General features: G+C 49.5%; 20 protein-coding genes. 9 read left to right on the top strand and 11 right to left on the bottom strand.

Annotated features, from left to right (window positions below):
* Positions 1-253: 253 nt before the first annotated feature.
* The 5 genes from H3L95_RS06880 to rffG all read right to left on the bottom strand — a co-directional run bounded on the left by H3L95_RS06880 (position 254) and on the right by rffG (position 4,324).
* Positions 254-1,132 (bottom strand): metal ABC transporter permease, encoded by an 879-nt coding sequence (locus H3L95_RS06880; protein ID WP_003761463.1) that lies wholly within the window; start codon positions 1,130-1,132, stop codon positions 254-256.
* Between the two features lie 105 nt (positions 1,133-1,237).
* A complete protein-coding gene (gene rfbC, locus H3L95_RS06875; RefSeq protein WP_003761465.1) occupies positions 1,238-1,777 on the bottom strand; it encodes a dTDP-4-dehydrorhamnose 3,5-epimerase in 540 nt (179 codons plus the stop codon).
* A gap of 68 nt (positions 1,778-1,845) precedes the next feature.
* Complete coding sequence (gene rfbA, locus H3L95_RS06870) at positions 1,846-2,721, bottom strand: glucose-1-phosphate thymidylyltransferase RfbA (RefSeq protein ID WP_003761467.1); 876 nt, start codon at positions 2,719-2,721, stop codon at positions 1,846-1,848.
* A 113-nt stretch (positions 2,722-2,834) separates the two neighbouring features.
* Positions 2,835-3,089, bottom strand: coding sequence for an adenosylhomocysteinase (locus H3L95_RS06865; protein WP_241429755.1), 255 nt, complete (start codon positions 3,087-3,089; stop codon positions 2,835-2,837).
* Positions 3,090-3,259: 170 nt separating this feature from the next.
* Positions 3,260-4,324, bottom strand: coding sequence for a dTDP-glucose 4,6-dehydratase (rffG, locus tag H3L95_RS06860; RefSeq protein WP_003761472.1), 1,065 nt, complete (start codon positions 4,322-4,324; stop codon positions 3,260-3,262).
* A gap of 197 nt (positions 4,325-4,521) precedes the next feature.
* Here rffG and H3L95_RS06855 point away from each other — a divergent pair, with 197 nt between their 5' ends.
* The 5 genes from H3L95_RS06855 to H3L95_RS06835 all read left to right on the top strand — a co-directional run bounded on the left by H3L95_RS06855 (position 4,522) and on the right by H3L95_RS06835 (position 13,222).
* Complete coding sequence (locus H3L95_RS06855; protein ID WP_182096241.1) at positions 4,522-7,146, top strand: type VI secretion system Vgr family protein; 2,625 nt, start codon at positions 4,522-4,524, stop codon at positions 7,144-7,146.
* Positions 7,147-7,186: 40 nt separating this feature from the next.
* The gene (locus H3L95_RS06850; RefSeq protein ID WP_259345835.1) at positions 7,187-9,997 is read left to right on the top strand and encodes a phospholipase D-like domain-containing protein; all 2,811 of its coding nucleotides are present in this window, start codon (positions 7,187-7,189) and stop codon (positions 9,995-9,997) included.
* An 8-nt stretch (positions 9,998-10,005) separates the two neighbouring features.
* Positions 10,006-11,115, top strand: coding sequence for a DUF6396 domain-containing protein (locus tag H3L95_RS06845; RefSeq protein ID WP_003761405.1), 1,110 nt, complete (start codon positions 10,006-10,008; stop codon positions 11,113-11,115).
* Positions 11,116-11,287: 172 nt separating this feature from the next.
* Positions 11,288-12,409 (top strand): DUF6396 domain-containing protein, encoded by a 1,122-nt coding sequence (locus tag H3L95_RS06840; RefSeq protein ID WP_003761407.1) that lies wholly within the window; start codon positions 11,288-11,290, stop codon positions 12,407-12,409.
* 207 nt (positions 12,410-12,616) lie between these two features.
* The gene (locus tag H3L95_RS06835) at positions 12,617-13,222 is read left to right on the top strand and encodes a DUF4112 domain-containing protein (protein WP_003761411.1); all 606 of its coding nucleotides are present in this window, start codon (positions 12,617-12,619) and stop codon (positions 13,220-13,222) included.
* 194 nt (positions 13,223-13,416) lie between these two features.
* Here H3L95_RS06835 and H3L95_RS06830 read toward each other — a convergent pair whose 3' ends face one another.
* The 4 genes from H3L95_RS06830 to H3L95_RS06815 all read right to left on the bottom strand — a co-directional run bounded on the left by H3L95_RS06830 (position 13,417) and on the right by H3L95_RS06815 (position 16,153).
* A complete protein-coding gene (locus tag H3L95_RS06830; protein ID WP_009311625.1) occupies positions 13,417-13,578 on the bottom strand; it encodes a hypothetical protein in 162 nt (53 codons plus the stop codon).
* 74 nt (positions 13,579-13,652) lie between these two features.
* Positions 13,653-14,123, bottom strand: a complete 471-nt coding sequence (gene recX / locus H3L95_RS06825; RefSeq protein WP_040669063.1) for a recombination regulator RecX — start codon at positions 14,121-14,123, stop codon at positions 13,653-13,655.
* 200 nt (positions 14,124-14,323) lie between these two features.
* Positions 14,324-15,034, bottom strand: coding sequence for a phosphoglycolate phosphatase (locus H3L95_RS06820; protein ID WP_003761418.1), 711 nt, complete (start codon positions 15,032-15,034; stop codon positions 14,324-14,326).
* Positions 15,035-15,688: 654 nt separating this feature from the next.
* The gene (locus tag H3L95_RS06815; RefSeq protein ID WP_003764370.1) at positions 15,689-16,153 is read right to left on the bottom strand and encodes an Lrp/AsnC ligand binding domain-containing protein; all 465 of its coding nucleotides are present in this window, start codon (positions 16,151-16,153) and stop codon (positions 15,689-15,691) included.
* A 426-nt stretch (positions 16,154-16,579) separates the two neighbouring features.
* On the opposite strand from H3L95_RS06815, the gene H3L95_RS06810 reads away from it, so the two are divergent.
* From H3L95_RS06810 to H3L95_RS06795, 4 genes are all read left to right on the top strand, one after another.
* Positions 16,580-17,350: a sulfite exporter TauE/SafE family protein gene (locus H3L95_RS06810; protein WP_003761428.1), complete on the top strand. Its 771-nt coding sequence runs from the start codon at positions 16,580-16,582 to the stop codon at positions 17,348-17,350.
* Positions 17,351-17,430: 80 nt separating this feature from the next.
* Complete coding sequence (locus H3L95_RS06805) at positions 17,431-18,438, top strand: IS5 family transposase (protein WP_182096240.1); 1,008 nt, start codon at positions 17,431-17,433, stop codon at positions 18,436-18,438.
* Between the two features lie 237 nt (positions 18,439-18,675).
* The gene (aroC, locus tag H3L95_RS06800; RefSeq protein WP_003758960.1) at positions 18,676-19,767 is read left to right on the top strand and encodes a chorismate synthase; all 1,092 of its coding nucleotides are present in this window, start codon (positions 18,676-18,678) and stop codon (positions 19,765-19,767) included.
* 236 nt (positions 19,768-20,003) lie between these two features.
* Positions 20,004-20,468 carry a ProQ/FINO family protein gene (locus tag H3L95_RS06795; RefSeq protein ID WP_003758968.1) on the top strand — a complete coding sequence of 155 codons (465 nt, stop codon included), beginning with the start codon at positions 20,004-20,006 and terminating at the stop codon, positions 20,466-20,468.
* 593 nt (positions 20,469-21,061) lie between these two features.
* Here H3L95_RS06795 and H3L95_RS06790 read toward each other — a convergent pair.
* Together H3L95_RS06790 and H3L95_RS06785 are read right to left on the bottom strand one after the other, a co-directional pair.
* The gene (locus tag H3L95_RS06790; protein ID WP_040668632.1) at positions 21,062-21,685 is read right to left on the bottom strand and encodes a phosphoribosylanthranilate isomerase; all 624 of its coding nucleotides are present in this window, start codon (positions 21,683-21,685) and stop codon (positions 21,062-21,064) included.
* Positions 21,686-21,835: 150 nt separating this feature from the next.
* The gene (locus H3L95_RS06785) at positions 21,836-23,305 is read right to left on the bottom strand and encodes a protein adenylyltransferase SelO (RefSeq protein ID WP_003758976.1); all 1,470 of its coding nucleotides are present in this window, start codon (positions 23,303-23,305) and stop codon (positions 21,836-21,838) included.
* Positions 23,306-23,318 lie beyond the last annotated feature (13 nt).

The following is a 23,318-nucleotide window of genomic DNA, read 5'->3' as shown; positions in this document are numbered from 1 at the left end:
GTCGGGCAGTATGGTCTGCTGGAAAAGGGCTTATTATTACTATTTTTTACATGAAATTCAAGGCTGGGACGGGAATAATCGAATTTTCTACCGGAATCGGAGAATAAAGGCGTTGGAGTGTGATTCATGGCAAAAGGTCGTCTGAAAACCGAGGGGATGGTTTTCAGACGACCTTTTGTTTCAGTTGGGCAATGAAACCGAGTCAGGAACAATGGATTGACGGGTTGATTGGTTTGGAGAGTATGGCTTGCCGTCAAGCAGTGCGGTGTTTTTTGCCGCGTATCCATTTGGTCAATATGCCGCCTTCGCTGCCGAAGATGACGGACAGGGTGTATAAGACGCCGCAACACAAAATAATGGCGGGTCCGGACGGTATTTCGACGTGATACGAAAACAGCAGGCCCGCAAAGCCGCAGGAGAGTGCCAGCAAGACTGACAATAAAATCAACATCCCCATATTTTTTGCCCACAAGCGGGCGGTAATGGCGGGCAACATCATCAGCCCGACCGACATCAGCGTGCCGAGTGCTTGAAAGCCGGCAACCAAGTTCATAACCACCAACACCAGAAACACGACATGCCAAAAGCCGCCTTTCCCGCCAACGGCTTTTAGGAACAGAGGGTCTATGCTTTCCAAGACTAAGGGGCGGTAGATGATTGCCAAAGCGGTAATCGTTATGCTGGCGGCGATGGCAATCAGTTGTAATGCGGGGATGTCCACTGCCAAGACGGAACCGAACAGCAAATGCAGTAAGTCTACGCTGCCGTCCTTTTGTTTGCTGACCAGGATGACGCCGATTGCCAGACTGCTCAAATAAAATGCGGCAAAGTTGGCATCCTCTTTCAAAGTGGTAAAACGGCTGACCAATCCTGCCAAAAGAGCCATCAGCATGCCGGCAACAAAGCCGCCTATGCTCATTGCCGGCAGGCTCAAACCGGCGAAAATATAGCCTATCGCGGCGCCGGGCAATACGGCATGACTTAATGCGTCTCCAACCAGGCTCATGCGGCGCATCACGAGGAAAACGCCGACAGGTGCGGCACTGAGTGCCAAACAGAATATCGATGCCAGCGCATAACGCATGAAATCGAACTCTGCGAACGGAGAAATCAGTAAATCGTAAAAATTCATGGTGTTTGCCGTTTGGGTTTGAGAATAATCGATGCAGGCGCATTATCCTGATTCTGCCGCATAAGGGCAAATGGGATAACCGCCTGCAATCGTTTTCAGACGACCTTAAAAGGTTGCGGCTTCTGCCAAGATTTTACCTGCCAAGTCTTTGGGCGACAGGTTGGGTTCGCCTTGCAGCGGCCATTCGATGCCGACGGTCGGGTCGTTCCAAATCAGCGAATGTTCGGCTTTCGGGTTGTAATAGTCCGTGCATTTGTAAACGAATTCGGCTTCATCGCTCAAAACGTAAAAGCCGTGTGCGAAACCTTCGGGTACCCACAGTTGGCGTTTGTTTTCAGCCGACAGGATTTCACCTGCCCATTTGCCGAAAGTCGGCGAGTCTTTACGCATATCGACGGCAACGTCAAACACTTCGCCGACAACGACGCGGACGAGTTTGCCTTGCGTGTTTTCGGTTTGGTAATGCAGGCCGCGCAATACGCCTTTGCCTGATTTGGAATGGTTTTCCTGCACGAAGGTGCGGTCGCAGACGTTGGCCTTAAACCATTCATCACGGAAGGTTTCCATGAAGAAGCCGCGCGCGTCGCCGAAGACTTGCGGTTCTAAAAGTTTGACTTCGGGAATGGTGGTATCAATGATTTTCATATTTTCAATTCCACTTGAACGAATCAAGAAAAACTACGCTTGATGTTATGAATACAATAGATTTGAGCTTAGCGGTTTATGCCTGCCAACAAGCGTAAGAGATATTGACCGTATTGGTTTTTTGCCATCGGGCGGGCGAGTTCTTCCAAACGCTCGTCTGAAAGCCAGCCGTTGCGCCAGGCGATTTCTTCGAGGCAGGCGACTTGCAGGTCTTGGATGTTTTGCACGGTTTGGACGAATGAGGCGGCTTCGTGCAGGCTTTCGTGCGTGCCGGTGTCCAACCATGCAAAGCCGCGTCCTAAAAGCTGGACGGACAATGAACCGTCGTCAAGATACATTTGGTTGAGCGTGCTGATTTCGAGTTCGCCGCGTGCGGAGGGTTTGACTTGCTTGGCAAATTCTACGACGCGGTTGTCGTAGAAATATAAGCCTGTTACCGCCCAGTCGGATTTTGGCTGTTTCGGTTTTTCTTCGATGGATAAGGCATTGAAGTTTTCGTCAAATTCGACGACGCCGAAACGTTCGGGGTCTTTGACTTGGTAGCCGAACACGGTGGCGCCGTGTTTTTTGGAGGCAGCTTGTTTCAGGGTTTGGGTAAACGACTGGCCGTAGAAAATATTGTCGCCCAAGACCAGGCAGACGTTGTCGTTGCCGATAAACTCTTCGCCGATGATGAATGCTTGCGCCAAGCCGTCGGGGCTGGGTTGTTCGGCGTAGCTGATGGAGATGCCGAAATCGCTGCCGTCGCCGAGTAGTCGTCTGAAAGAGGGATTGTCTTCGGGGGTGGTAATGACCAAGATTTCGCGTATTCCTGCCAGCATTAATACGGACAGGGGATAGTAGATCATGGGTTTGTCGTACACGGGCAGGAGCTGTTTGGATACGCCGCGCGTGATGGGGTAGAGGCGCGTGCCGCTGCCGCCGGCAAGGATGATGCCTTTCATGGGGGTCCTTTGTTGGTCTGATTGTTGAAATCAGCAAAATGTGTGAAATGGATTTTAAGGTCGTCTGAAAACATAGTTTGTGCATGGCTAATGTTTTCAGACGACCTTCGGTTTTAAAGGGGCTTGCCATTTACCATGCCGAAGAAGCTTTTGATATCGAAGTAAACGGAACGGATGTCGCCTGCTTCATTTTGCACATCAATACGGTCATAGACGCCGCCGTTTTGCTGCAACAGGGCTTGTCCGACTTTGCGGTATCCCAGCATATTTTCTGCAATCCAGCGGTTTTCGGCGCCAATGCCGCGCATAGTGTCGTCTTCAATGATGACAACTGCCCGCTCAATAGTGCTGCCATCGGCTTTTGTCATCTTTTTAACAGTCGTTTGTGTGGCATGATGTCGCGTTTCTTTTGCCAGAACCGGCATAGAGACGAACAAGGCTGAGGTCAAAGTTGCTGATAAGACTATGCGGGACAGAGAATGCATGGAAATACCTTTTTCGATGATGCCTGTTGTTTGCAATGTAGGGCAGGTATGGTTTAAAGCTTGCCCAGACGTTCCAGACGGTAGCTGCCGTTCAATACATTTTGCCACCAGGTTTTGTTGTTCAAATACCATTGCACCGTTTTGCGGATACCGGATTCGAATGTTTCCTGCGGTTTCCAGCCCAGTTCCCTGCCGATTTTGGCGGCGTCGATGGCGTAGCGCACGTCATGGCCGGGGCGGTCTTGCACGAAGGTAATCAAATCTTCGTAGCGCGCCACACCGGCTGGTTTTTCGGGAACGAGTTCTTCCAGCAGTGCACAGATGGTTTTGACCACTTCGATATTGGCTTTTTCATTGTGCCCGCCGATATTATAGGTTTCTCCGACAACGCCTTCGGTAACAACCTGATACAGCGCGCGGGCGTGGTCTTCGACAAACAGCCAGTCGCGGATTTGCATCCCGTCGCCGTACACGGGCAGGGGCTTGCCGTCGAGCGCGTTCAGAATCATCAATGGAATGAGTTTTTCAGGGAAGTGGTACGGACCGTAGTTGTTCGAACAGTTGGTTACGATGGTCGGCAGGCCGTAAGTGCGCAGCCATGCACGCACGAGATGGTCGCTGGAAGCCTTGGAAGCGGAATAGGGGCTGGACGGGGCGTAGGGCGTAGTTTCGGTAAACAAATCGTCCGTACCGTGCAAATCACCATAGACTTCGTCGGTGGAAATATGGTGAAAACGGAAAGCTTCGCGTTTTTCAGACGACATTTGCTGCCAATAGGCACGCGCAGCTTCCAGCAGGTTGAATGTGCCGACGATGTTGGTTTGGATAAACTCGCCTGCTGAATCGATAGAGCGGTCAACATGGCTTTCTGCTGCCAAGTGCATCACGGCATCGGGCTGGTGTTGTGCAAACACGCGGTCAAGTTCGGCACGATCGCAAATGTCCACTTGCTCAAAAGCGTAACGGGGACTGTCGGCTACGTCGGTCAGTGATTCTAGATTGCCCGCGTAAGTTAATTTGTCGAGATTGATGACGGAATCTTGGGTATTTTGGATGATGTGGCGGACAACTGCCGAGCCGATAAAGCCAGCGCCGCCGGTAACGAGGATTTTTTTCATGGAATGGGTCTGAGATACAGTACAGCTTTGAATTATAACTGTATACATGTATACGTGTATACATGGAGGGAATTTAACGGCATGGTATTTTTCTTGCCGTTTAGGTGAAATTTATGCCATTCATCTTAACAAATATATTTGTCATTATGGTTATGGTATATTCTCGGCGTTCATCATAAATTCATCCTAGTGTTATCATGACTGCCCGCCAATCCTACCACCTCACCTTCGCCCGATTCTCCCCCTCCCTCTCCGTCAAATCCTTCACCGCCTCCGAAGCCGCCAACACCGCCTACCGCGTCGAAATCACCGCCACCTCCGCCGATTCCTCCCTGCCGCTGTCTTCCTACCTCAACCAGCGCGCAGCATTTGAAATCCGTCCGCAGGAGGCCGTATTGTCCGAAGTAGTCAGTGCATTCGGGTCTGCTTCAGACGACCCTCCGGCGAAGCAATGGCAGGGCATTATCACTTCATGCGAGAAGCTGTCGGTATCCAAGGATGAAACCGTTTACCGCTTTGTTTTAGAGCCGCGTTTCGCGGCTTTAAAACATTTCCAATCCTCCCGACTGTTTCAAAACCAAACCGTCCCCGACATCGTTGCCGCCGTCTTCAAACACCACGGCTTCTCCGGTGTCGACTACCGTTTCCAAAAAAGCCGCAGCTACACCGTCCGCGAGTATGTGACCCAGTATCTCGAAAGCGACTTCGCTTTTATCAACCGTCTGTGTGAAGAAGAAGGCATTTGGTATGCCTTCGAACAGCATGAACAACATGGCGACGTGGTCGTCTTCGGCGACAGTCCCGAACATTACTTCCGCGACCAAAGCCTGCCCGTTTCCTACCGTCCCCATGCCGGGCTGGAAAGCACCGGTACCGAAGCACTGTTCAACCTCAGCATCCGCCACAACCCCATCGTCGAAGGCATACGCTGTGCCGACTACAACTACCGCACTGCCGATACCGACCTCTTCGCCGAAACCGACAACAAACAATCCGAAGAATCTGCCGACAATACCGTCTTATTGGGCAAACAGCAAAACTGGGGCCTCCATCCCAAAACCCCCGACGAAGCCAAAGTTCAGACGACCCTGTTGAACGAAGCCGTCCTCTGCCGCCAAACCGTCGCCAACGGCAGCGGCAACGTCGTTTCCATGGCGCCGATGAAAGTGTTCCAAACCGATACCGCCTTCCCCGAAGCACCCGACGGCTGGCTGGTACTCAGCATGGAACACAGCGGCAGCCGCGATACCGCTTACAGCCACACCTTTACCGCCGTTCCCGCCCAACTCGCCTTCCGTCCCGAACGCACCACACCGCGCCCCCATATCGCCGGCACACTGCCCGCACGGGTGACCGCGGCGGAGAACTGCACCTACGCCTACATCGACGACATGGGCCGCTACCGCGTCAAACTCCCGTTTGATTTGGACGAATGGAGTCCCGGCGGCGAAAGCCGTCCCGTCCGACTGGCCAAACCCTATGCCGGTCCCGAATACGGCATCCACTTCCCCTTACACGAAGGCACCGAAGTCATGCTGTCCTTCGTCCAAGGCAATCCCGACCGCCCGTATATCTCCGGCGTCATGCACGACAGCGCCCATCCCGACCACATCCCTGCCGACTGGAACACAAGGAACGTCATCCGTACCTGGGCGAACAACAAACTCAGGATGGAAGACCAAAAAGGTCAGGAACACATCAAACTCGCCACCGACTATCAGAAATCCCAACTCAACCTCGGCCACATCGTCGACTCAAGTCGGGAAAAACGCGGAGAGAACGGTGAAGGCTTCGAACTCAGAACCGACGGCTGGGGTGCGGTACGGGCAGGTAAAGGCATACTCGTCAGCGCACAAAACCAAGACGCCAACGGCAAAGTGCTGGATATGGACGATGCCATTTCCCAACTCGAACAGGCACTCTCCCTCGCCAAAAGCCTGAACAAAGCCGCCCAAACCGCCAACAACCACCACACCGATGAAGAAACCCAAAGGGGTCGTCTGAAAGACGCCCTCAAAGACCTGAAAGAGGCCGGTTTGATCCAAACCGCCCCTGCCGGCATCGCTACCGCAACCCAACAAAGCCAACTGCACACCGCCAATGAAAACATTCACCTAGTCAGCGGCAACCATACCGACATCAGCGCCGGCCAAAGCCTGACCGCCCATGCGGTAGAAAGCCTCAACCTGTTTGCGCAAAGCAGCGGTATTAAGGTGCAGGCCAATCAGGGCAAAGTGGAAGTGCAGGCACAGAATGACGAGTTGCAGCTGAATGCGTTGAAGGATGCGGTGCTGACCAGCAGTGCGGGCAGAGTAAATATTGCAGCGCAAGAGGAAGTTTTAATTACCTGTAAAGGCGCATACATCAAATTCTCGAATGGAGAAATTGAGATCGGGAGTCCGAAGCTGGTTAGGGTGAAGGCGCCGTTGGAGGTGACAGGTCCTGCCAGTATGAATTACAACCATCCATCATGGCCGAAAACAATACCTAAAATTCCTTTGAAATTGAAGGTGGGACAATCGGCTCATGGGGGCGGAGGTTTTGCCGGTATGCCTTATGTTTTATTTGCGGACGGTGTAGAAAAAATGAAAGGGATACTCAATGCGAAGGGTGAGTTGGAAATAGAACATGAATTGACTACAGGTAAGTATAAGGTAGAGCTTGCCAATGGCCGGGTATTCCATTTGCCAGTTGTCAAGAAATGTGAAGGAAAAGATAAATACACCAGCAAAGGTTTCTTCCCGGGAAGTGCAAATCCGGAAGTTGAAGAATACGCCAAATTAGTTCAAGGAATTTTTACGGATAATAACGATGCCAAATGATCCAAAAACACAAAGTAAGTCTAAGCCCAAGAATGGCCAAATGCCGATTACTCAAAAAAAATCTACAGTAGCCGAAAGCTGGTTTGTCGGTAAAGGAGGGAATAAAAATGTACCTTCTGCCGAGCAAGCTACTTTTCTTTCGCTGGTAAACGGAGAAGTCGCATTCGGCGAGCTGTATGACTCGATCGAAAAAGCAAAAAAAAGTGTAGAGATAGTCTGCTGGGGTTTCCAACCTTCCATGTATTTTAAAAGAGGGGTGAATTTGGCAGGTGCGCCTATTGGCGAGTTGCTGATGGAAAAGTTCATACAGAACAATGTAGATGTCAAAATACTATGTTGGCAGACAAACCCTTTTGCAACAGAAAAATTTCTTGAAGACAATACACCGGGCAGAAGTACTTTATTGTTCATGCATGAATACTTGGCGTATGAACATTTCTTAGACTTTATACTGGAACCTGACAACATTTATAGCCATTTTGAGAAATTGGAAAAAGAAAAATTTCTAGAGCCTAAAGTTGCTATGCATAAAATGGGTTCTAGAGAGAGGCATAAATTTTATCGTGGAAAACGCAGTCATTCCGTAGAACAAAGGCGTTTTGACTGGGCATGGTACGATGCCGTGGAAGGTTACAATACCATTACAAGCGATGAAGAATTTCACAAAACCATGGAGGAATTTCAAAGTCTGCATGATGAATTCCACGGTCTGGGGATGGGGGCTGTCGGATTTGTCTTGAGGGTTAAAAAGAGCGTTGGCACCGGAATAGACGAATTTAAGGAATTCTTTGATACCCATTTATTACCAGATTGGATTAAGGAATTGAGAGATGGATGGCGGAATATGCGTTTTGGCATTAGAGAGGAAATCCATTTCCGTTTGATGAATTATGTGCATACTGCCGCCCAAGGATTATATGAGGAATATAGGGATGGAAAATTAGTTAAAACCGCTATTGGTGTTGTGTCCAAGGTTACAGGCCTTAACAGTAACGGTCCGGTAAACGATGTTGATGACTTGCGTATTGCCTTATTTGATAAGTTGTTTGCAAAAGTAAAAGAAGAAGTTAAGGGAACAGAACCGGTCCACCTAATCGATCAAGTTAAGGGGAGTGTCACAAGTCGTCTAGAGAAATTGGGCGGATTAAAAGACGACCTAGAAAGTATTTGGGATTTATTTTTTAATTTCAATTTATTCCGTAATTACGTCAATTGTATGAATTACTATTTCTTATTGCGAAACGAAAAGAAATATCCTAATACAATGGCTTTTATGCGTCTGCGCAACCAAGAGGATTATAAAAATCGGAAGCAAAAAGTCTCTTTTCTTCCTCGAGAAATCAATCCCGCAATTTTCCCGAAAGATTTCCCCTTTGAAGATAAAGGACTGTCCGCTTTAACCAAAGACGTATTGAGATTTACACCAACCCATCATCAAAAAAGCGTCATGATTGACTATACCGATCCAAAATCGGCAGTTGGTTTTGTGATGGGGCACAATATGCTTGACCGTTATTGGGATACTAGTGACCACTATGCTTTGCCTGATGAGTATAAAACCTATACAACGAGCAGAAAAGGTCCAGGAGAAGTCGTAGAGCTGGAAAAGTTAGAAAATATAGAAGAAAGTCAAATGCGCGGACGTGATCCAAGCGCAGGTGCATTTTTTGGTACGCCGCGTCAGGATATCTCCTGTAAGTTGACAGGGAAAGTGTTGTACGACATTGATGCCAATTTTGTTCAAGGTTGGAATAAAGCAATTGAAGACAACGGTTATTACCAAAACCGGATGGATAAAATAGAGCCGGTTGAACGTGTGAAGCGTGAACAGTTCAAGCCCCAAAACGTTGAAAAAGACGATTCGCAAACAGAATTGCTATATGCTCAAGTTTTGCGTACACAGCCCGAATATCAGGAAGAAAACATACTGGCTTTATATAATCAAAATTTCAAAATGGCAACTTCCTATATCTATTTTGAAAACCAGTATTTCCGTTTCCCTCCATTTGCTGAGGCATTACGCGATAGCTGTAAAGAGCGTAAAAACTTTGCCGAACGTTTTGGGATTGATGCTTCTGAGATGCAGCCTCTTTGTGTCTTTGTGGTTACCAATTCTTCTAAAGAAGGGTTAGGACCGGGAATGATCAATACTGAACGTATGCTTGCAAGTTTGGGGCGTCGTGATGTTATGCCTACTGTCGCACGTGAACGTATTTTGGAGCAGGCAGGGTATGGCAATGCAATACAACGCATGTTCCCCAATCTTTCCGCAGACAGTATTTGGCGCAAAATCCTACCTGATTTTATTTTGCCGCCTCCGCCGTTGAAACCTATTGAAGGTCTGAACGATAGGGAAGTCAAAGAGAGGGAGTTGGCGGAGAAAGTCAAAAAGACAAAAAATACTGAAGAGCTTCGCAAAATTTTGAAGGAAGATTTGGAAAAAGAAGGTATCAAGGTGCATATTTGTACATTGGTTGCCGAAGACTGGGAAGAAATTTATATCCATTCCAAACTTTGCTTAATCAACGATACCTTCGCTACGCTCGGTTCTGCCAATATCAATACACGCAGTATGCAGATAGACAGTGAATTAAATGTAGCTGTCGAAAGTCAGCCGGCTTCACACAAGATAAGGCATGAAACTTGGGGATGGCATACGAATGGTAATGAAGAGATGAATCCAGGGGTGCAGCTGGTAGATCCAAATATCTCTGGAAAAACATTTTTATCTTGGGCTGAAGTGTTGGATCAAAATAAGTCAGCAAAAGAAACTAAACAAAAACGATTAATGCCATTATTAGAATTTGATTTAACTAATAAAAACCGAGTGTACACCCAAGATTTGGACTAGGAAATGATATGAAAATCAAAATTTTATCCACTATATTAATCAGCATCCCATTACTGACTGCATGTGATATAGGTAGAGAACTAGCCAAGGTTGCAATTGATGTCGTTAAAAATCCCCAAACAGAAACAGGAAAACAAGTTATGGGCTCATATTCCTCTAAACTTAAGAACTTAGAATTTACCTGCGTCAAAGAACAGTTTCCTTCTTTGCCGCAGGAAGCAGATCAACTATACCGCTACGCCCTCTACCACGATTTTAAAAACCGCTGGCTGCCCAAACCGGGCGTACTCGACCGCTATTTGCCGTATTACCGTATTGCCGCCGCCAACGGACATTGGCAGGCAAACCTGACTTTGCAGGAAATATTGCTGAAAAGCAAAGACATCAATATCGAAACCCGCGAACGTCGTGGCGAGGGTATTTATTGGAACGAGAAGCTAATGAAAATCCTACCTGCCAGTGCACATTATTGGTGGTCGCTTTATATTGATGTCGGTTATGGTCCTAAACATGGTGCAGACGATTCACTTATTTATCTGCGTAAAGCCGCAGATTTGGGGAATGCTAAAGCGCAATCTGAAGTAGCTGAGCTGTTAATGAAGATACAGGATGATTCAAGTCATACCTTTAGATTGGGGCTAACAAATAAAATGCGGACTTGTGCTGCAAATCAAGACCGTCCTGATGGAATGGCTGGAAGAATGATGGCTGCTTTTTGGAATAATGCAAAAGACTATGGAACTGCGGTGAATTTTTATCATCAATCGATAAAGGCGGGAGAAAGTTCCAGTGCATTGGTATTATCCCGAGCTTTTGCTACTAATGATGCTAAAGGTAAATATAAATCTTGGGGAATGGTAGAGGATGAGGAACGATCTAGGCGTTATGATGCAATAAGAGATTTCCTATGGAAAAACGCTCACCTAAAACCCGAACTCAACGTTCATGACCTAGATGATATCGTTCCGCTGCCCCCGGCAAAACTGCCGAGCTGGGACGGTAAAATTGCCATCCAACGTTTTAAAGAAGGACCTGCTCCGGCAAAACCATCCGATGAACTGGTGCGCAGATTGGCACAGCAGGCAGGATTGGATCCGAATACTGGGCTGCCGAAGTAAATAAAAGAGGCTGACAGGGGATAAAGCCTGAAGGTCGTCTGAAACATGATTTTCAATAGTTGAGTTTCAAACTTGTTGAAACCGTACTTTCAGACGACCTTCATTTAAACACCAACTTTGGGATTGTTTCCCATTCGACTTGAACCAAATACATACGATTTCAATAAAAACAATGAAAAACAAAAATATACCGTCACTTTTATCTACTATATTGGTGAGTATGCCGTTGCTTACTGCATGTGATGTCGGTAGGGAACTGGCAAGGTCTGCGATGGATATTGTCAGAAATCCCCAAACAGACGTGGGCAAGCAAGTTATGGGCTCATATTCCTCTAAACTTAAAAACTTAGAATTTACCTGCGTCAAAGAACAGTTCCCGTCCTTGCCACAGGAAGCAGATCAACTATACCGATACGCCCTTTACCACGATTTTAAAAACCGTTGGCTGCCCAAACCTGGAGTGCTCGACCGTTATTTGCCGTATTACCGTATTGCCGCAGCCAACGGACATTGGCAGGCAAACCTGACCTTGCAGGAAATCTTGCTGAAAAGCAAAGACATCAATATTGAAACCCGCGAACGTCGGGGTGAAGGTATTTACTGGAACGAAAAGCTGATGAAAATCCTGCCTGCCAGCGCGCATTATTGGTGGTCGCTTTATATTGATGTCGGTTACGGCCCCAAACATGGTGCAGACGATTCGATTATTTATCTGCGTAAAGCTGCGGATTTGGGGAATGCCAAAGCGCAGTATGAAGTACGTGAATTAATTATGAAAATAAAAGATGATGCCAGTCATTCTTTTAGATTAAAAATTCGAGATAAATTGCAAGAATGTGCAGCTACACAAGAATTTCCTGATGCGGGAGCAGCACAGATGGCTGCTGCAACATACGATAACAGAAAGGATTATCAAAAAGCATTATTTTATTCGCATCAAGGTGTGAAAGCAGGAATGACGGCATCTGCGCAATCTGTGAGTAGAGCTTTTTATACTGATAACCCTCAAAGTCAATATAAACAATGGGGTATTCCTGAAGATAAAGAACGTTCACGCCGATATAAAATTATTCGTGAATTTCTTGTAACTCATGCACATCTCAAACCTGAACTCAACGTTCACGATCTAGACGAAATTGTCCCACTGCCCCCGGCAAAACTGCCGAGCTGGGACGGTAAAATCGCCATCCAACGTTTTGAAGAAGGTCCTGCTCCGGCAAAACCATCCGATGAACTGGTGCGCAGATTGGCACAGCAGGCGGGATTGGATCCGAATACCGGGCTGCCGAAGTAAAGAAACCAAGGCGTGTTAAAAGTAGTTTGACCGCGTTCAAAGGTCGTCTGAAAGCGCTACTTTGATGAAATGAAAAATACTCAAATGCTTTTCAGACGACCTTGCGTCACACACGGCCATACTGCAATTGGCTTTTATGGAGAATGACCGTAAACGGTCATGACGTTGTACCGCTCTAAATTTTGTTAAACCCACTACAATAAAAACATGATGAAGCACACACCTATACCTTATGAGCGTCAGGAAATCATCCGACGTGAGCGCGAGTTGGCTAAATATGCTAATACCATGGATAGTTTGTTTTGCATTCCTTTTACCAAACAAGGAATCGGCGTTGATGCCATATTGTCGCTGATTCCTTTTGTCGGGGATATTGCCGGGCTTTTTTTGACGATGAAGGCTTTTCGTATGGGGCGGGAGTTGGGCGTGCCGGATCATAAAATGCGTCCTGCCGTATATCTTGCTTTTGCGGATATGTTGCTCGGCATGATTCCTGTCGTCGGTACGCTTATCGATATTTTCTTGCAGCCGAGCCGCCGTACTTTGAAAGTCATCAATGAGTATGTGCGCAGCGAGTATGGTGTGAATTGTGATCTGCATTTGGAGCGACCGTTTATGCACGCGGCTTTGGAGAAGAAACAGCAGCAATCAGATTTTTGGCGCAAACCTGTTGCGGCTTGGTTTTATCTGCATATACCTGATTTTTTCGGTTTGATTGTGCTGGTGTTGATGGGCTGGATAACGGTTGCAGTAAGCAAATGGGCGTGGAGCGGTATGACTTATCTGTTTCATGCTGTTGCCGGTTGGTTTTGAATGCCTGTGATTTGAGCGGATAGATAATTTATCGTGAACGGCTTTCAACCGGTATGGTGTTGCCTGATCTGAACTCAAATGTGTTTTGATAAATTGGAAAAGGTCGTCTGAAAAATCGATATTTGATTTTTCAGACGACCTTTTTGCAAAGTGCAAACGGTTGTAGAAAATGGGATGGAGGGCGTGCGAGAAATTTAGTTTAACCAAAAACGGAATACTAAATAAAACACCAAAATCAATACGCCCGCCCATACGATAACCATAAATCCGGCGACAGCCCGACCGAGCCGGTAAACGGGGTTTTTGCGTTCGTCTTCCAAAAGCGGATTAGGGGCGTTGCGTTGTTCTTCGGACATGGTCATCTCTGTTGTGAATGGGTGGCAAAAGCGTAAGGGTACGCCGATGGACGGGAAGATTCAAGCAGGGCGGTTTAATTTTCTCCGTATTCAAAAACATCATCTTCATCCCAACTGTTTTTGAGCGCGGCGTGGATGGTGTCCATATCGAAGCCGCGATATGCGAGGAAGCGCGCTTGTTTTTGCTTGTCTTTCAAATCGGCGGCGGGCTGTTTGAATTTTTTGCGCAACACGGCGACGGCGGTTTGCAGTTCGCTCGATTTGTCGGGCATAAATTCGCGGCTGACGGTTTCGCCTATGCCTTGCTGCGTCAATGCCTGTTTCAGACGCAGGGAACCGTGTTGGCGGCTTTTGCTGTGGATGTAGGCTTCGGCGTAGCGTTGGTCGGATTGCCAGTTGCGTTCGGCAAATTCGTCCAACACGTTTTCCAATTCTTCTTCGCTTTCGGCATACGGGGCGAGCTTGCGTTTGAGTCCGACACGGCTGATTTCCTTTCGGGAAAGAATGTCCATCGCGCGGGCGCGCAGGGATTTTTGGGGTTTCATGCAGAGGTCGTCTGAAAAGGTCGATTTGTAGGTCAGATTCTTGAATCTGACTTGCGGGTTGTAGGATAGTGAGGAGAGATAAGCAACTTTCATTCCGTCATTCTCTTTGTTCGGGAATGACGAATCTTTTATTTCCACTGCTCTATTTTCAGGCGACCTTTGAAGTGGGGATAAAGGTCGTCTGAAAACAAGGATACTGATTACTCGTCGTCTTCTGCTTTTTTCGGTCGCAGGTTTTCATAAATTTCGGGTAGCGAGCCGATAATCCAATCGGGTTTGGTCGCTTTGTCTTGCGAGAGCAGAGTCATGTCGCCGTAGCCGAAGGTGACGCCGACGCTGAGGCAGCCGGCGGCTTTGGCGGCGATGATGTCGTTGCGGGAATCGCCGACCATGATCATATTGGCGGGGTCGATGCCCAAAACTTCGGCGGCGTGTTGTAGCGGCAGTGGGCTGGGTTTCTTTTCGGGCAGGCTGTCGCCGCCGAGAATCAGGCTGAAGTAGTCGGCGAGTCCGAGCTGTTTCAAGAGTTCGGCGGCGAGGATTTCGTTTTTGTTGGTGATGACCACCAGCGGGATGCCCAGCGATTTGAGCAATGCCAGCCCGGCTTCGGTTTCGGGGTAGGGACGGGTGAAGTCGCTCAAGTGGTCGCGGTAGTATTTCATGTAGAACACGAAACCTTTTTCCCATAAATCGGGCGCGGCTTCTAGGTCGCGGTCGTTGGTTATGACGCGGTGGACGAGTTTACCGATGCCGTCGCCGACGTAACTTTCTACTGTTTTGGCGGGCAGCGGCTCCATGCCGAGATATTCGCGCATGGCTTCGGCTGCGGCGGCAAGGTCGGGGACGGAATCGCATAATGTGCCGTCCAAATCAAAGGCGGCGGCTTGGACGTGTTCGATGGCGGCGGTCATAATGTGTTTTGCTCGTGAATGACAGGGACGCGTATTTTAACATTGATTCGGTGGGCAGGCTTGGAAGCTGATACTGGTTTGGTATTCGGTTTGCGGCAGGTGGTTTTTATTTTATTGGGATACGGCAGGCTAAGAGTGATGAAATAGAGTTACAGTTTAAATATTACAATGAATTAATTTAGAAATTTTACAAGAAAAATACTTGCCTAAAATTTTATTTTCATGGATAATTCGATTCGTTAGCTGGTTCGAGTAGTCAGTTAATAGTTTCTCCTCTATTTCTCCTTTGTAGACTTGGCACACATTCAATTGAATGTGTGCATTTTTTTTGTTTGTGGGTTTGGTAGGGAGATACTTGGATTTGATGGGGAAGGGATGGGTTTGAAGCTGTCAAAGCATCTTGGTTGATGGCGTGCCTATCGTAGGTAGGAAAGGTATAGTGGATTAACTTTAAACCAGTACGGCGTTGCCTTGCCTTAGCTCAAAGAGAACGATTCTCTAAGGTGCTGAAGCACCAAGTGAATCGGTTCCGTACTATCTGTACTGTCTGCGGCTTCGTCGCCTTGTCCTGATTTAAATTTAATCCACTATATTTTGAAAAAAGGTCGTCTGAACGTTATAAACTTTCAGACGACCTTTTTTAATGTAGTTAAATCACTCTAAATCTAGCACTGCCGTTTCTTTGACCTCTTCCATAACGACATAGCTGCGGCTTTCCGCTGCCGCAGGCAGGTGCAGCAGGATATTACCCAACATATCCCGATAAGCCGCCATATTGGGCAGGCGGACTTTAATCAGGTAATCGTATTCGCCGGATACGAGGTGGCATTCCAAAATTTGCGGAATCCGCATGATTTCACGACGGAAATCTTCAAAAATATTGCCCGATTTGGAACGCAGCTTCAGCTCGACAAAGACCAGCAGGCTTTGCCCGAGTTGGTGCGGGTTGAGGCGGGCATGATAGCCGGTAATGAAATTGTCGCGCTCAAGGCGGCGGACGCGTTCGGTAACCGGAGTAGTGGATAATCCGACTTTTTCTGCCAACTCCGTCATGGGTGTGCGGGCATTTTGCTGAAGGATTTTCAGGATTTTCAGGTCGGTTTTGTCTAATTCTTTCATCGCGGAGTTTCTTTCAACTGAGCTGAAACGCATCATTTTAGGCAGATGGATAAAACGCAGGACAAGGTAACGCAAAGCCGCCCTTGTTTTAAGTTGACCCACTATATCTTTAAAGCGACCGAAAAGAAAGTCAGTCAGCGGTCAATGGCATTGCGCTTTTGCGGCATCGGGTCAAACAGGTCGTCTGAAAACGGTTTTGTCCGTAGTTGTGCATTATGGGCAGGGGAAAACAAGGAAGGGCGGATTCTAATGGAGGAATGCCTCTTCCGCAATGTGAGTCACTGAATCTAAAAGAAAAGGTCGTCTGAAACGGGATAGGCGGTAATACAGTGCAGATGGGTTTCAGTTAAAATACCGCCTGTTTCAGATAGCATTCCGCCACAATCGCTCGACACCGATAAGGCAGCTTTTTTCAAGGGAGGGACTATGCCCGTAGATTCCTTTTTCTACCTCTTACTGCTCACCGGATTTTGCGCCGGACTGATGGACGCGGCGGTTGGCGGCGGCGGGTTGTTGCAAATACCCGGACTGTTCAACTTGCTGCCCACTTCCACACCTGTTGCTTCAGTGATGGGCGTGAATAAGTTTGCCTCCTGCTGCGGGACGGTTACTGCCACGGGGCAATATCTGCGCAGAATCCCCGTACCGTGGAAAATGCTGCTGCCTGCCGCCGTTCTGGCTTTTGCCGCTTCCTATCTGGGCGCGAAAGCCGTGGTCTTTTTCCCCGTGCAATATATGAAACCGGCGATGCTGGTCATCATGATTGCCATGTGTGTTTATACCTTTATCAAAAAAGATTTGGGACAAACGGTGCGCACTGAAAAGCTGACGCGCCGCGAAACCTTGTGGGGCTTGTTTTTCGGCGCATTAATCGGCTTTTACGACGGGATTTTCGGGCCGGGGACGGGCAGCCTTTTGGCTTTCGTGTTCGTCCGTTTTTACGGCTACGATTTTTTGACGGCAAACGCATCGGGCAAAGTCATCAACTCGACCACCAATCTTGCCGCGCTGACATTTTTCATCCCGCAAGGACACGTCGTTTGGACGTGGGCAATCCCGCTTGCGCTGGCGAATTTGTGCGGCGGCGTGGTCGGCGCGAAATTGGCGATACGCGGCGGAACCCAGTTTCTGCGTTATGGATTTATGGTGTTGCTGTGTCTGACCATAGGCAAATTCGCTTGGGATTTGATTCGATAACAGAAGGCGTGTCAAAGGAGACCTTTGCAAAATTCCCCAAAATCCCCTAAATTCCCACCAAGACATTTAGGGGATTTTCCATGAGCACCTTCTTCCAGCAAACCGCACAAGCCATGATTGCCAAACACATCGACCGCTTCCCGCTATTGAAGTTGGATCAGGTGATTGATTGGCAGCCGATCGAACAATACCTGAATCGTCAAAGAACCCGTTACCTTAGAGACCACCGCGGCCGTCCCGCCTATCCCCTGCTGTCCATGTTCAAAGCCGTCCTGCTCGGACAATGGCACAGCCTCTCCGATCCCGAACTCGAACACAGCCTCATCACCCGCATCGATTTCAACCTGTTTTGCCGTTTTGACGAACTGAGCATCCCCGATTACAGCACCTTATGCCGCTACCGCAACTGGCTGGCGCAAGACGACACCTTGTCCGAATTGCTGGAACTGATTAACCGACAACTGGCCGAAAAAAACCTAAAAGTAGAGAAGGCATCCGCCGCCGTCATTGATGCCACCATTATTCAGACCGCCGGCAGCAAACAGCGTCAGGCCATAGAAGTCGATGAAGAAGGGCAAGTCAGCGGCCAAACCACACCGAGCAAAGATAAAGATGCCCGTTGGACAAAGAAAAACGGTTTATACAGACTCGGTTACAAACAACATACCCGTACCGATGAGGAAGGCTATATCGGGAAACTGCAGATTACCCCCGCCAATGTCCATGAGTGCAACCATCTGTCGTCTTTGTTGGAAGGCATTGCCGAAGGTACGACCGTCTATGCCGACAAAGGCTACGACAGCAAGGAAAACCGGCAACATCTGAAAGAGCATCAGTTGTTAGACGGCATTATGCGCAAAGCCCACCGCAACCGTCCGCTGACGGAGGCGCAAACCAAACGCAACCGATATTTGTCGAAGACCCGTTATGTGGTGGAACAAAGCTTCGGTACGCTGCACCGTAAATTCCGCTATGCCCGGGCAGCCTATTTTGGTCTGCTCAAAGTGAGTGCGCAAAGCCATCTGAAGGCGATGTGTTTGAACCTGTTGAAAGCGGCTAACAGGCTAAGTGTGCCTGTTGCTGCCTAAAAGGCGGCCCGGATGCCTGATTATGGGGCGTCCGGGGAGGATTAAGGGGGTGTTTGGGTAGAATCAGTGGATATTTGAAACGAAAACAGCCGAAAACCTGTGTTGGGGTTTCGGTTGTCGGAGGAAGGGCTTTTTTGCAAAGGTCTCAAAGGCAGGATTCGCCCGCCGAAAGCGTTTCAGACGACCTTTGTATGCTAAAATCCGTCATCTTTCAGCAAATGACCGATAGAGGGAAACATGGCAGGCAACACTTTCGGACAACTCTTCACCGTTACCACCTTCGGCGAAAGCCACGGCGCAGGTTTGGGCTGCATCATCGACGGCTGCCCGCCCGGACTGGCATTGGCCGAATCAGACATCCAAGCCGATCTCGACCGGCGCAAACCCGGCACCAGCCGCCACGTTACCCAACGCCGCGAAGCCGACCAAGTCGAAATCCTCTCCGGCGTCTTCGAAGGCAAAACCACCGGCACCCCCATCGCCCTCTTAATCCGCAATACCGACCAACGCAGTAAAGACTACGGCAATATCGCCACCAGCTTCCGTCCCGGCCACGCCGACTATACCTATTGGCACAAATACGGCACGCGCGACTACCGCGGCGGCGGCAGGAGCTCTGCCCGCGAAACAGCCGCCCGCGTTGCCGCCGGAGCCGTTGCCAAAAAATGGCTGAAAGAAAAATTCGGCACGGAAATCACCGCCTACGTTACCCAAGTCGGCGAAAAAGAAATTCAGTTTGAAGGTTACGAACACATTTCCCAAAATCCCTTCTTCGCCGCCAACCAAAGCCAAATTGCCGAGCTGGAAAACTATATGGACAGCGTGCGCAAATCGTTAGATTCCGTCGGCGCGAAACTGCATATCGAAGCGGCCAACGTCCCTGTCGGCTTAGGCGAGCCCGTCTTCGACCGCCTCGATGCCGAAATCGCCTACGCCATGATGGGCATCAATGCCGTCAAAGGCGTGGAAATCGGCGCAGGTTTCGGCAGCGTCGTCCAACGCGGCAGCGAACACGGCGACGAACTCACCCCGCAAGGCTTCCTGTCCAACCACTCCGGCGGCATCCTCGGCGGCATCAGCACCGGACAAGACATCCACGTCAACATCGCCATCAAGCCCACCAGCTCCATCGCTACCCCGCGCCGCAGCATCGACATCAACGGCAACCCCGTCGAACTCGCCACTCACGGCAGACACGACCCCTGCGTCGGCCTGCGCGCCGCCCCCATCGCCGAAGCCATGCTCGCGTTAGTCCTCATCGACCACGCCCTGCGCCATCGCGCGCAAAATGCCGACGTAGTTGTCGATACGCCAGACATTACCAAGTAGTGAAGATAAAATCTAAAGAGGTCGTCTGAAAACAAACATGACGGATTGTGCCGAACATTTTCAGACGACCTTTCTCAACGCCTATTGAGATAAGTGTGCCGGCTTGTCCGCAAATAAACATTTACAATCGAACATTCGCAAAAAAACTTAGCCAAAACACAGGCTTTATACTAAAATACCGCCATTACCGTGCCATAGCGAAACGCACGGCTTTATTTTAGAGGAATACAAACGACATGACACAAGAAACCGCTTTGGGCGCAGCTTTGAAATCCGCCGTCCAAACCATGAGCAAGAAAAAACAGACCGACATGATTGCCGACCACATCTACGGCAAATACGACGTCTTCAAACGATTCAAACCGCTGGCCGTCGGCATCGACCAAGACCTTGTTGCCGCGCTGCCCCAATACGACCCTGCCCTGATCGCCCGCGTCCTCGCCAACCATTGCCGCCGCCCCCGCTACCTCAAAGCCCTGGCGCGCGGCGGAAAACGTTTTGATTTGAACAACCGCTTCAAAGGCGAAGTCAGCGCGGAAGAACAAGCCATCGCCCAACAGCATCCGTTTGTCCAGCAGGCTTTGGCAGAACAAGCCGAGCGCCAAGCGGCCAAACAGGCAGCGAAAACTGAGGTATTAGAAGCCGAACAAGTCGGTGCAGCCGCTGAAACTGAAGAAGTGGCACAAAACAACGCCGAATAATACCGAATGATTTTAAAAGGTCGTCTGAAAACGGATTTTTTGTTTTCAGACGACCTTTTTTATCGGTATTTCAAATTAACGGAGGAGGGAAAAGAGGAAACACGCTTTGCAACCATTATTTTTGCTTTGACAGGGGAGGGTAAACGGTGGGTGTTTGTTGATTTTTTATTGGGGATGATACGTTTTCTAAAGATGGATTTTTGTGTGCGTGAGAATTGAAGTAGATGGGAATATCTTGTTTTATTTGATTTTATTTTAAACTTAGAAAATCAAGATAAAAAAATGCGCATATCGTTTGGGATATGCGCCAAGTCTACAAAGGAGAAATAGAGGAGAAAAATCAAGCTGCATCAAGCAACTCAACGGGCGTTATTATCTACGAAAGGCATCGTTTTGTCAAATTTTTATATGCAAAAATTTTCTATTTTTTGAGAAAACGGCAGATTGTCTGCTTGCCAAATGTCAGGTAATCGCCCTGTTCTTTTTAAAATCTATATAAATCAATGGGTAAATTGTGTGTTGTATAAGATACAGGATGCCTGTTCCATATAAAACGGCATAAAATGCACCAACGCTTTTTGTGACCAAAAGGTTTACCGAATGGCGCGGACGGCTTGGATGAAGGCAGCCATTTTGGCTTCGTCTTTGATGCCGCCGGCACTTTCCACGCCGCCTGAAACATCGACTGCCGCGGCATTGCTGGTTTGGATGGCTGCCACGATATTTTGCGGGGTCAAGCCGCCTGCCAGAATCCAAGGTTTGGTCAGATTGTCCGGCAGCAGTGTCCAGTCGAAGCTCAGACCTGTGCCGCCGTATTCGTTGGGATGGTAGGCATCAAACAATAGGGCGCGGGAGTTGGGGAATCGGGTTTGTGCGGCTTCGATGTCTGAAGCGGATTGGACGCGTATGGCTTTGAGATAGGGGCGGTCAAACTGACGGCAAAATTCATCGTCTTCGTCGCCGTGAAATTGGATGATGTCGATGGGCACTTGCCGGAGGGTTTCGCGGATGGTTTCTGCTGTTTCATTGACGAATAAGGCAACGACGGAGACGAAAGGGGGAAGGGCTGCTACGATTTTTTTTGCCTGTTCGGGCGTGACGGCGCGTTTGCTGGCGGCGTAAAAAACCAAACCGATGGCATCGACGCACAGCTCGGCGGCTTTTCGGGCGTCTTCGGGGCGGGTGATGCCGCAGATTTTGATGCGGATGGTTTTCATCTGTTTTCCTTTTTTGGGTCGGTCTGTTTGGTTGGTTGCAAAAGATGTGCCGCCGTTTAAATGGGGCATGGGTGTATTTTTGTTGATATCGTTCTTTACGGTCAAGGTCGTCTGAATATTTTCAGACGACCTTTTTGTCTTCTTCAACGTCTAACTTGAACAACTGACGCAAACCGGCATGCTGCCTTCGGGAGGTGGTTCGGCAAGGTCGGCGAACTCTGCCTGTTCGTCAAAGGGACGGGCGAGGCAGCGGCGCAGGCGTTCGATTTCGCGGTAGACGCCGTTTCTGGCTTGGGCGATGGCTTGTTCGGCAAGGTAGTTGCGCAGGATGTAGAGCGGGTTGGTCAGGTTCATGCGTATTGCGCGTTCGGCGGGAACGCTGCTTTCGGCGCGCAGGCGTTGGCGGTAGCGTCCGAGCCAGCGGATGAAGGCGGGCGGGACGCCGTTTTTGAAGGTCTGTTCGAGTTTGGGCGGGAGGGGTTCGCCGTGTGTATTGCTGACTTCGGACAGATTTCTGAAAAACAGGGTGAAGTCGGTTTTTTGGTCTTGCAGGGCGGCGAAGAGGTCGGCGATAAGGCTTTCGTCGTCTCTTTTGTCTGCTTGCTGCAAACCGAGTTTACGACGCATTTTTTCTAAATAGGTCGTCTGAAAAACTTCTGTCCAGCCGTCGATGAGCTGTTCGAGGGTGTCGTGTGGGACGAGGGCGTCGAAGCAGGAGGCGAGGGCGGCGAAATTCCAATGGGCGACGTAGGGCTGGGCATTGTAGGCGTAGCGGCCTTGGGTATCGGAGTGGTTGCAGACGTGGCGGCGGTCGTAGTCGTCGAGGAAACCGAATGGGCCGTAATCTATGGTCAGCCCCAGTGCAGACATGTTGTCGGTATTCATTACGCCGTGGCAGAAGCCGACGCTTTGCCATGCGGCGACGGTATCGGCGGTGCGGTTGCGGATTTGTTCCAACAGGGCGGCGTAGGGATTGTCGGCATCTCGGCAGTCGGGGTAGTAATGCCGGATGAGGTAGTCGGCAAGTTGTTGGATTTCGGCTTCGCGGCCGGTGTAATAGAAGTATTCGAAATGGCCGAAACGCAGAAAGCTCGGGGCGATGCGGGTCAGGACGGCGGCGGTTTCGACGGTTTCACGATAAACGGGGTCGTCGCTGCCGCACAGGGCGAGGGCGCGGGTCGTGGGGATGCCGAGACCGTGCATGGCTTCGGAACAGAGGTATTCGCGGATGGAGGAGCGCAAGACGGCGCGCCCGTCGGCAAAGCGGGAGTAGGGCGTTTTGCCTGCGCCCTTGAGCTGCCACTCTTGGCGTTGTCCCGCGGCATCGACGGAATCGCCAATCAAGATCGCGCGCCCGTCGCCAAGACGCGGGGTATAGACGCCGAACTGATGGCCGCTGTAAACACTGGCAATGGGTGCAGGCGCGTATTGCGGCGCGTTACCGCTGAGGTAGGCAAGGTTGGCGGTCGTCTGAAAATCTGTATCCAGATTCAACTCTGCCGCCAAATCGGTGTTGAACGCGACCCAGTAGGGTGCGGTCAGCGGCTCAGGGGAAACGCGGGAATAGAAAAACGGCGAGAGTTCGGCGAACTGTTGGGTAAGCAGGGGGAGTGTGTGCATGGGATTCCTGACG

Source organism: Neisseria sicca, assembly GCF_014054945.1.
Classification (GTDB): domain Bacteria; phylum Pseudomonadota; class Gammaproteobacteria; order Burkholderiales; family Neisseriaceae; genus Neisseria; species Neisseria sicca.
This window is presented reverse-complemented; position numbering and strand designations above follow the sequence as displayed.

What these genes read in the sequence shown, in the direction of transcription:
- rfbC (WP_003761465.1), bottom strand. Translation starts at nt 1,777, where the DNA reads ATGAAAATCATTGATACCACCATTCCCGAAGTCAAACTTTTAGAACCG.
- H3L95_RS06810 (WP_003761428.1), top strand. Translation starts at nt 16,580, where the DNA reads ATGCCCGTAGATTCCTTTTTCTACCTCTTACTGCTCACCGGATTTTGC.
- H3L95_RS06835 (WP_003761411.1), top strand. Translation starts at nt 12,617, where the DNA reads ATGATGAAGCACACACCTATACCTTATGAGCGTCAGGAAATCATCCGA.
- H3L95_RS06790 (WP_040668632.1), bottom strand. Translation starts at nt 21,685, where the DNA reads ATGAAAACCATCCGCATCAAAATCTGCGGCATCACCCGCCCCGAAGAC.
- H3L95_RS06845 (WP_003761405.1), top strand. Translation starts at nt 10,006, where the DNA reads ATGAAAATCAAAATTTTATCCACTATATTAATCAGCATCCCATTACTG.
- H3L95_RS06820 (WP_003761418.1), bottom strand. Translation starts at nt 15,034, where the DNA reads ATGACCGCCGCCATCGAACACGTCCAAGCCGCCGCCTTTGATTTGGAC.
- H3L95_RS06865 (WP_241429755.1), bottom strand. Translation starts at nt 3,089, where the DNA reads ATGACAAAAGCCGATGGCAGCACTATTGAGCGGGCAGTTGTCATCATT.
- H3L95_RS06795 (WP_003758968.1), top strand. Translation starts at nt 20,004, where the DNA reads ATGACACAAGAAACCGCTTTGGGCGCAGCTTTGAAATCCGCCGTCCAA.
- H3L95_RS06815 (WP_003764370.1), bottom strand. Translation starts at nt 16,153, where the DNA reads ATGAAAGAATTAGACAAAACCGACCTGAAAATCCTGAAAATCCTTCAG.
- H3L95_RS06840 (WP_003761407.1), top strand. Translation starts at nt 11,288, where the DNA reads ATGAAAAACAAAAATATACCGTCACTTTTATCTACTATATTGGTGAGT.
- H3L95_RS06880 (WP_003761463.1), bottom strand. Translation starts at nt 1,132, where the DNA reads ATGAATTTTTACGATTTACTGATTTCTCCGTTCGCAGAGTTCGATTTC.
- recX (WP_040669063.1), bottom strand. Translation starts at nt 14,123, where the DNA reads ATGAAACCCCAAAAATCCCTGCGCGCCCGCGCGATGGACATTCTTTCC.
- rffG (WP_003761472.1), bottom strand. Translation starts at nt 4,324, where the DNA reads ATGAAAAAAATCCTCGTTACCGGCGGCGCTGGCTTTATCGGCTCGGCA.
- H3L95_RS06805 (WP_182096240.1), top strand. Translation starts at nt 17,431, where the DNA reads ATGAGCACCTTCTTCCAGCAAACCGCACAAGCCATGATTGCCAAACAC.
- rfbA (WP_003761467.1), bottom strand. Translation starts at nt 2,721, where the DNA reads ATGAAAGGCATCATCCTTGCCGGCGGCAGCGGCACGCGCCTCTACCCC.
- H3L95_RS06830 (WP_009311625.1), bottom strand. Translation starts at nt 13,578, where the DNA reads ATGTCCGAAGAACAACGCAACGCCCCTAATCCGCTTTTGGAAGACGAA.
- H3L95_RS06785 (WP_003758976.1), bottom strand. Translation starts at nt 23,305, where the DNA reads ATGCACACACTCCCCCTGCTTACCCAACAGTTCGCCGAACTCTCGCCG.
- H3L95_RS06850 (WP_259345835.1), top strand. Translation starts at nt 7,187, where the DNA reads ATGCCGATTACTCAAAAAAAATCTACAGTAGCCGAAAGCTGGTTTGTC.
- aroC (WP_003758960.1), top strand. Translation starts at nt 18,676, where the DNA reads ATGGCAGGCAACACTTTCGGACAACTCTTCACCGTTACCACCTTCGGC.
- H3L95_RS06855 (WP_182096241.1), top strand. Translation starts at nt 4,522, where the DNA reads ATGACTGCCCGCCAATCCTACCACCTCACCTTCGCCCGATTCTCCCCC.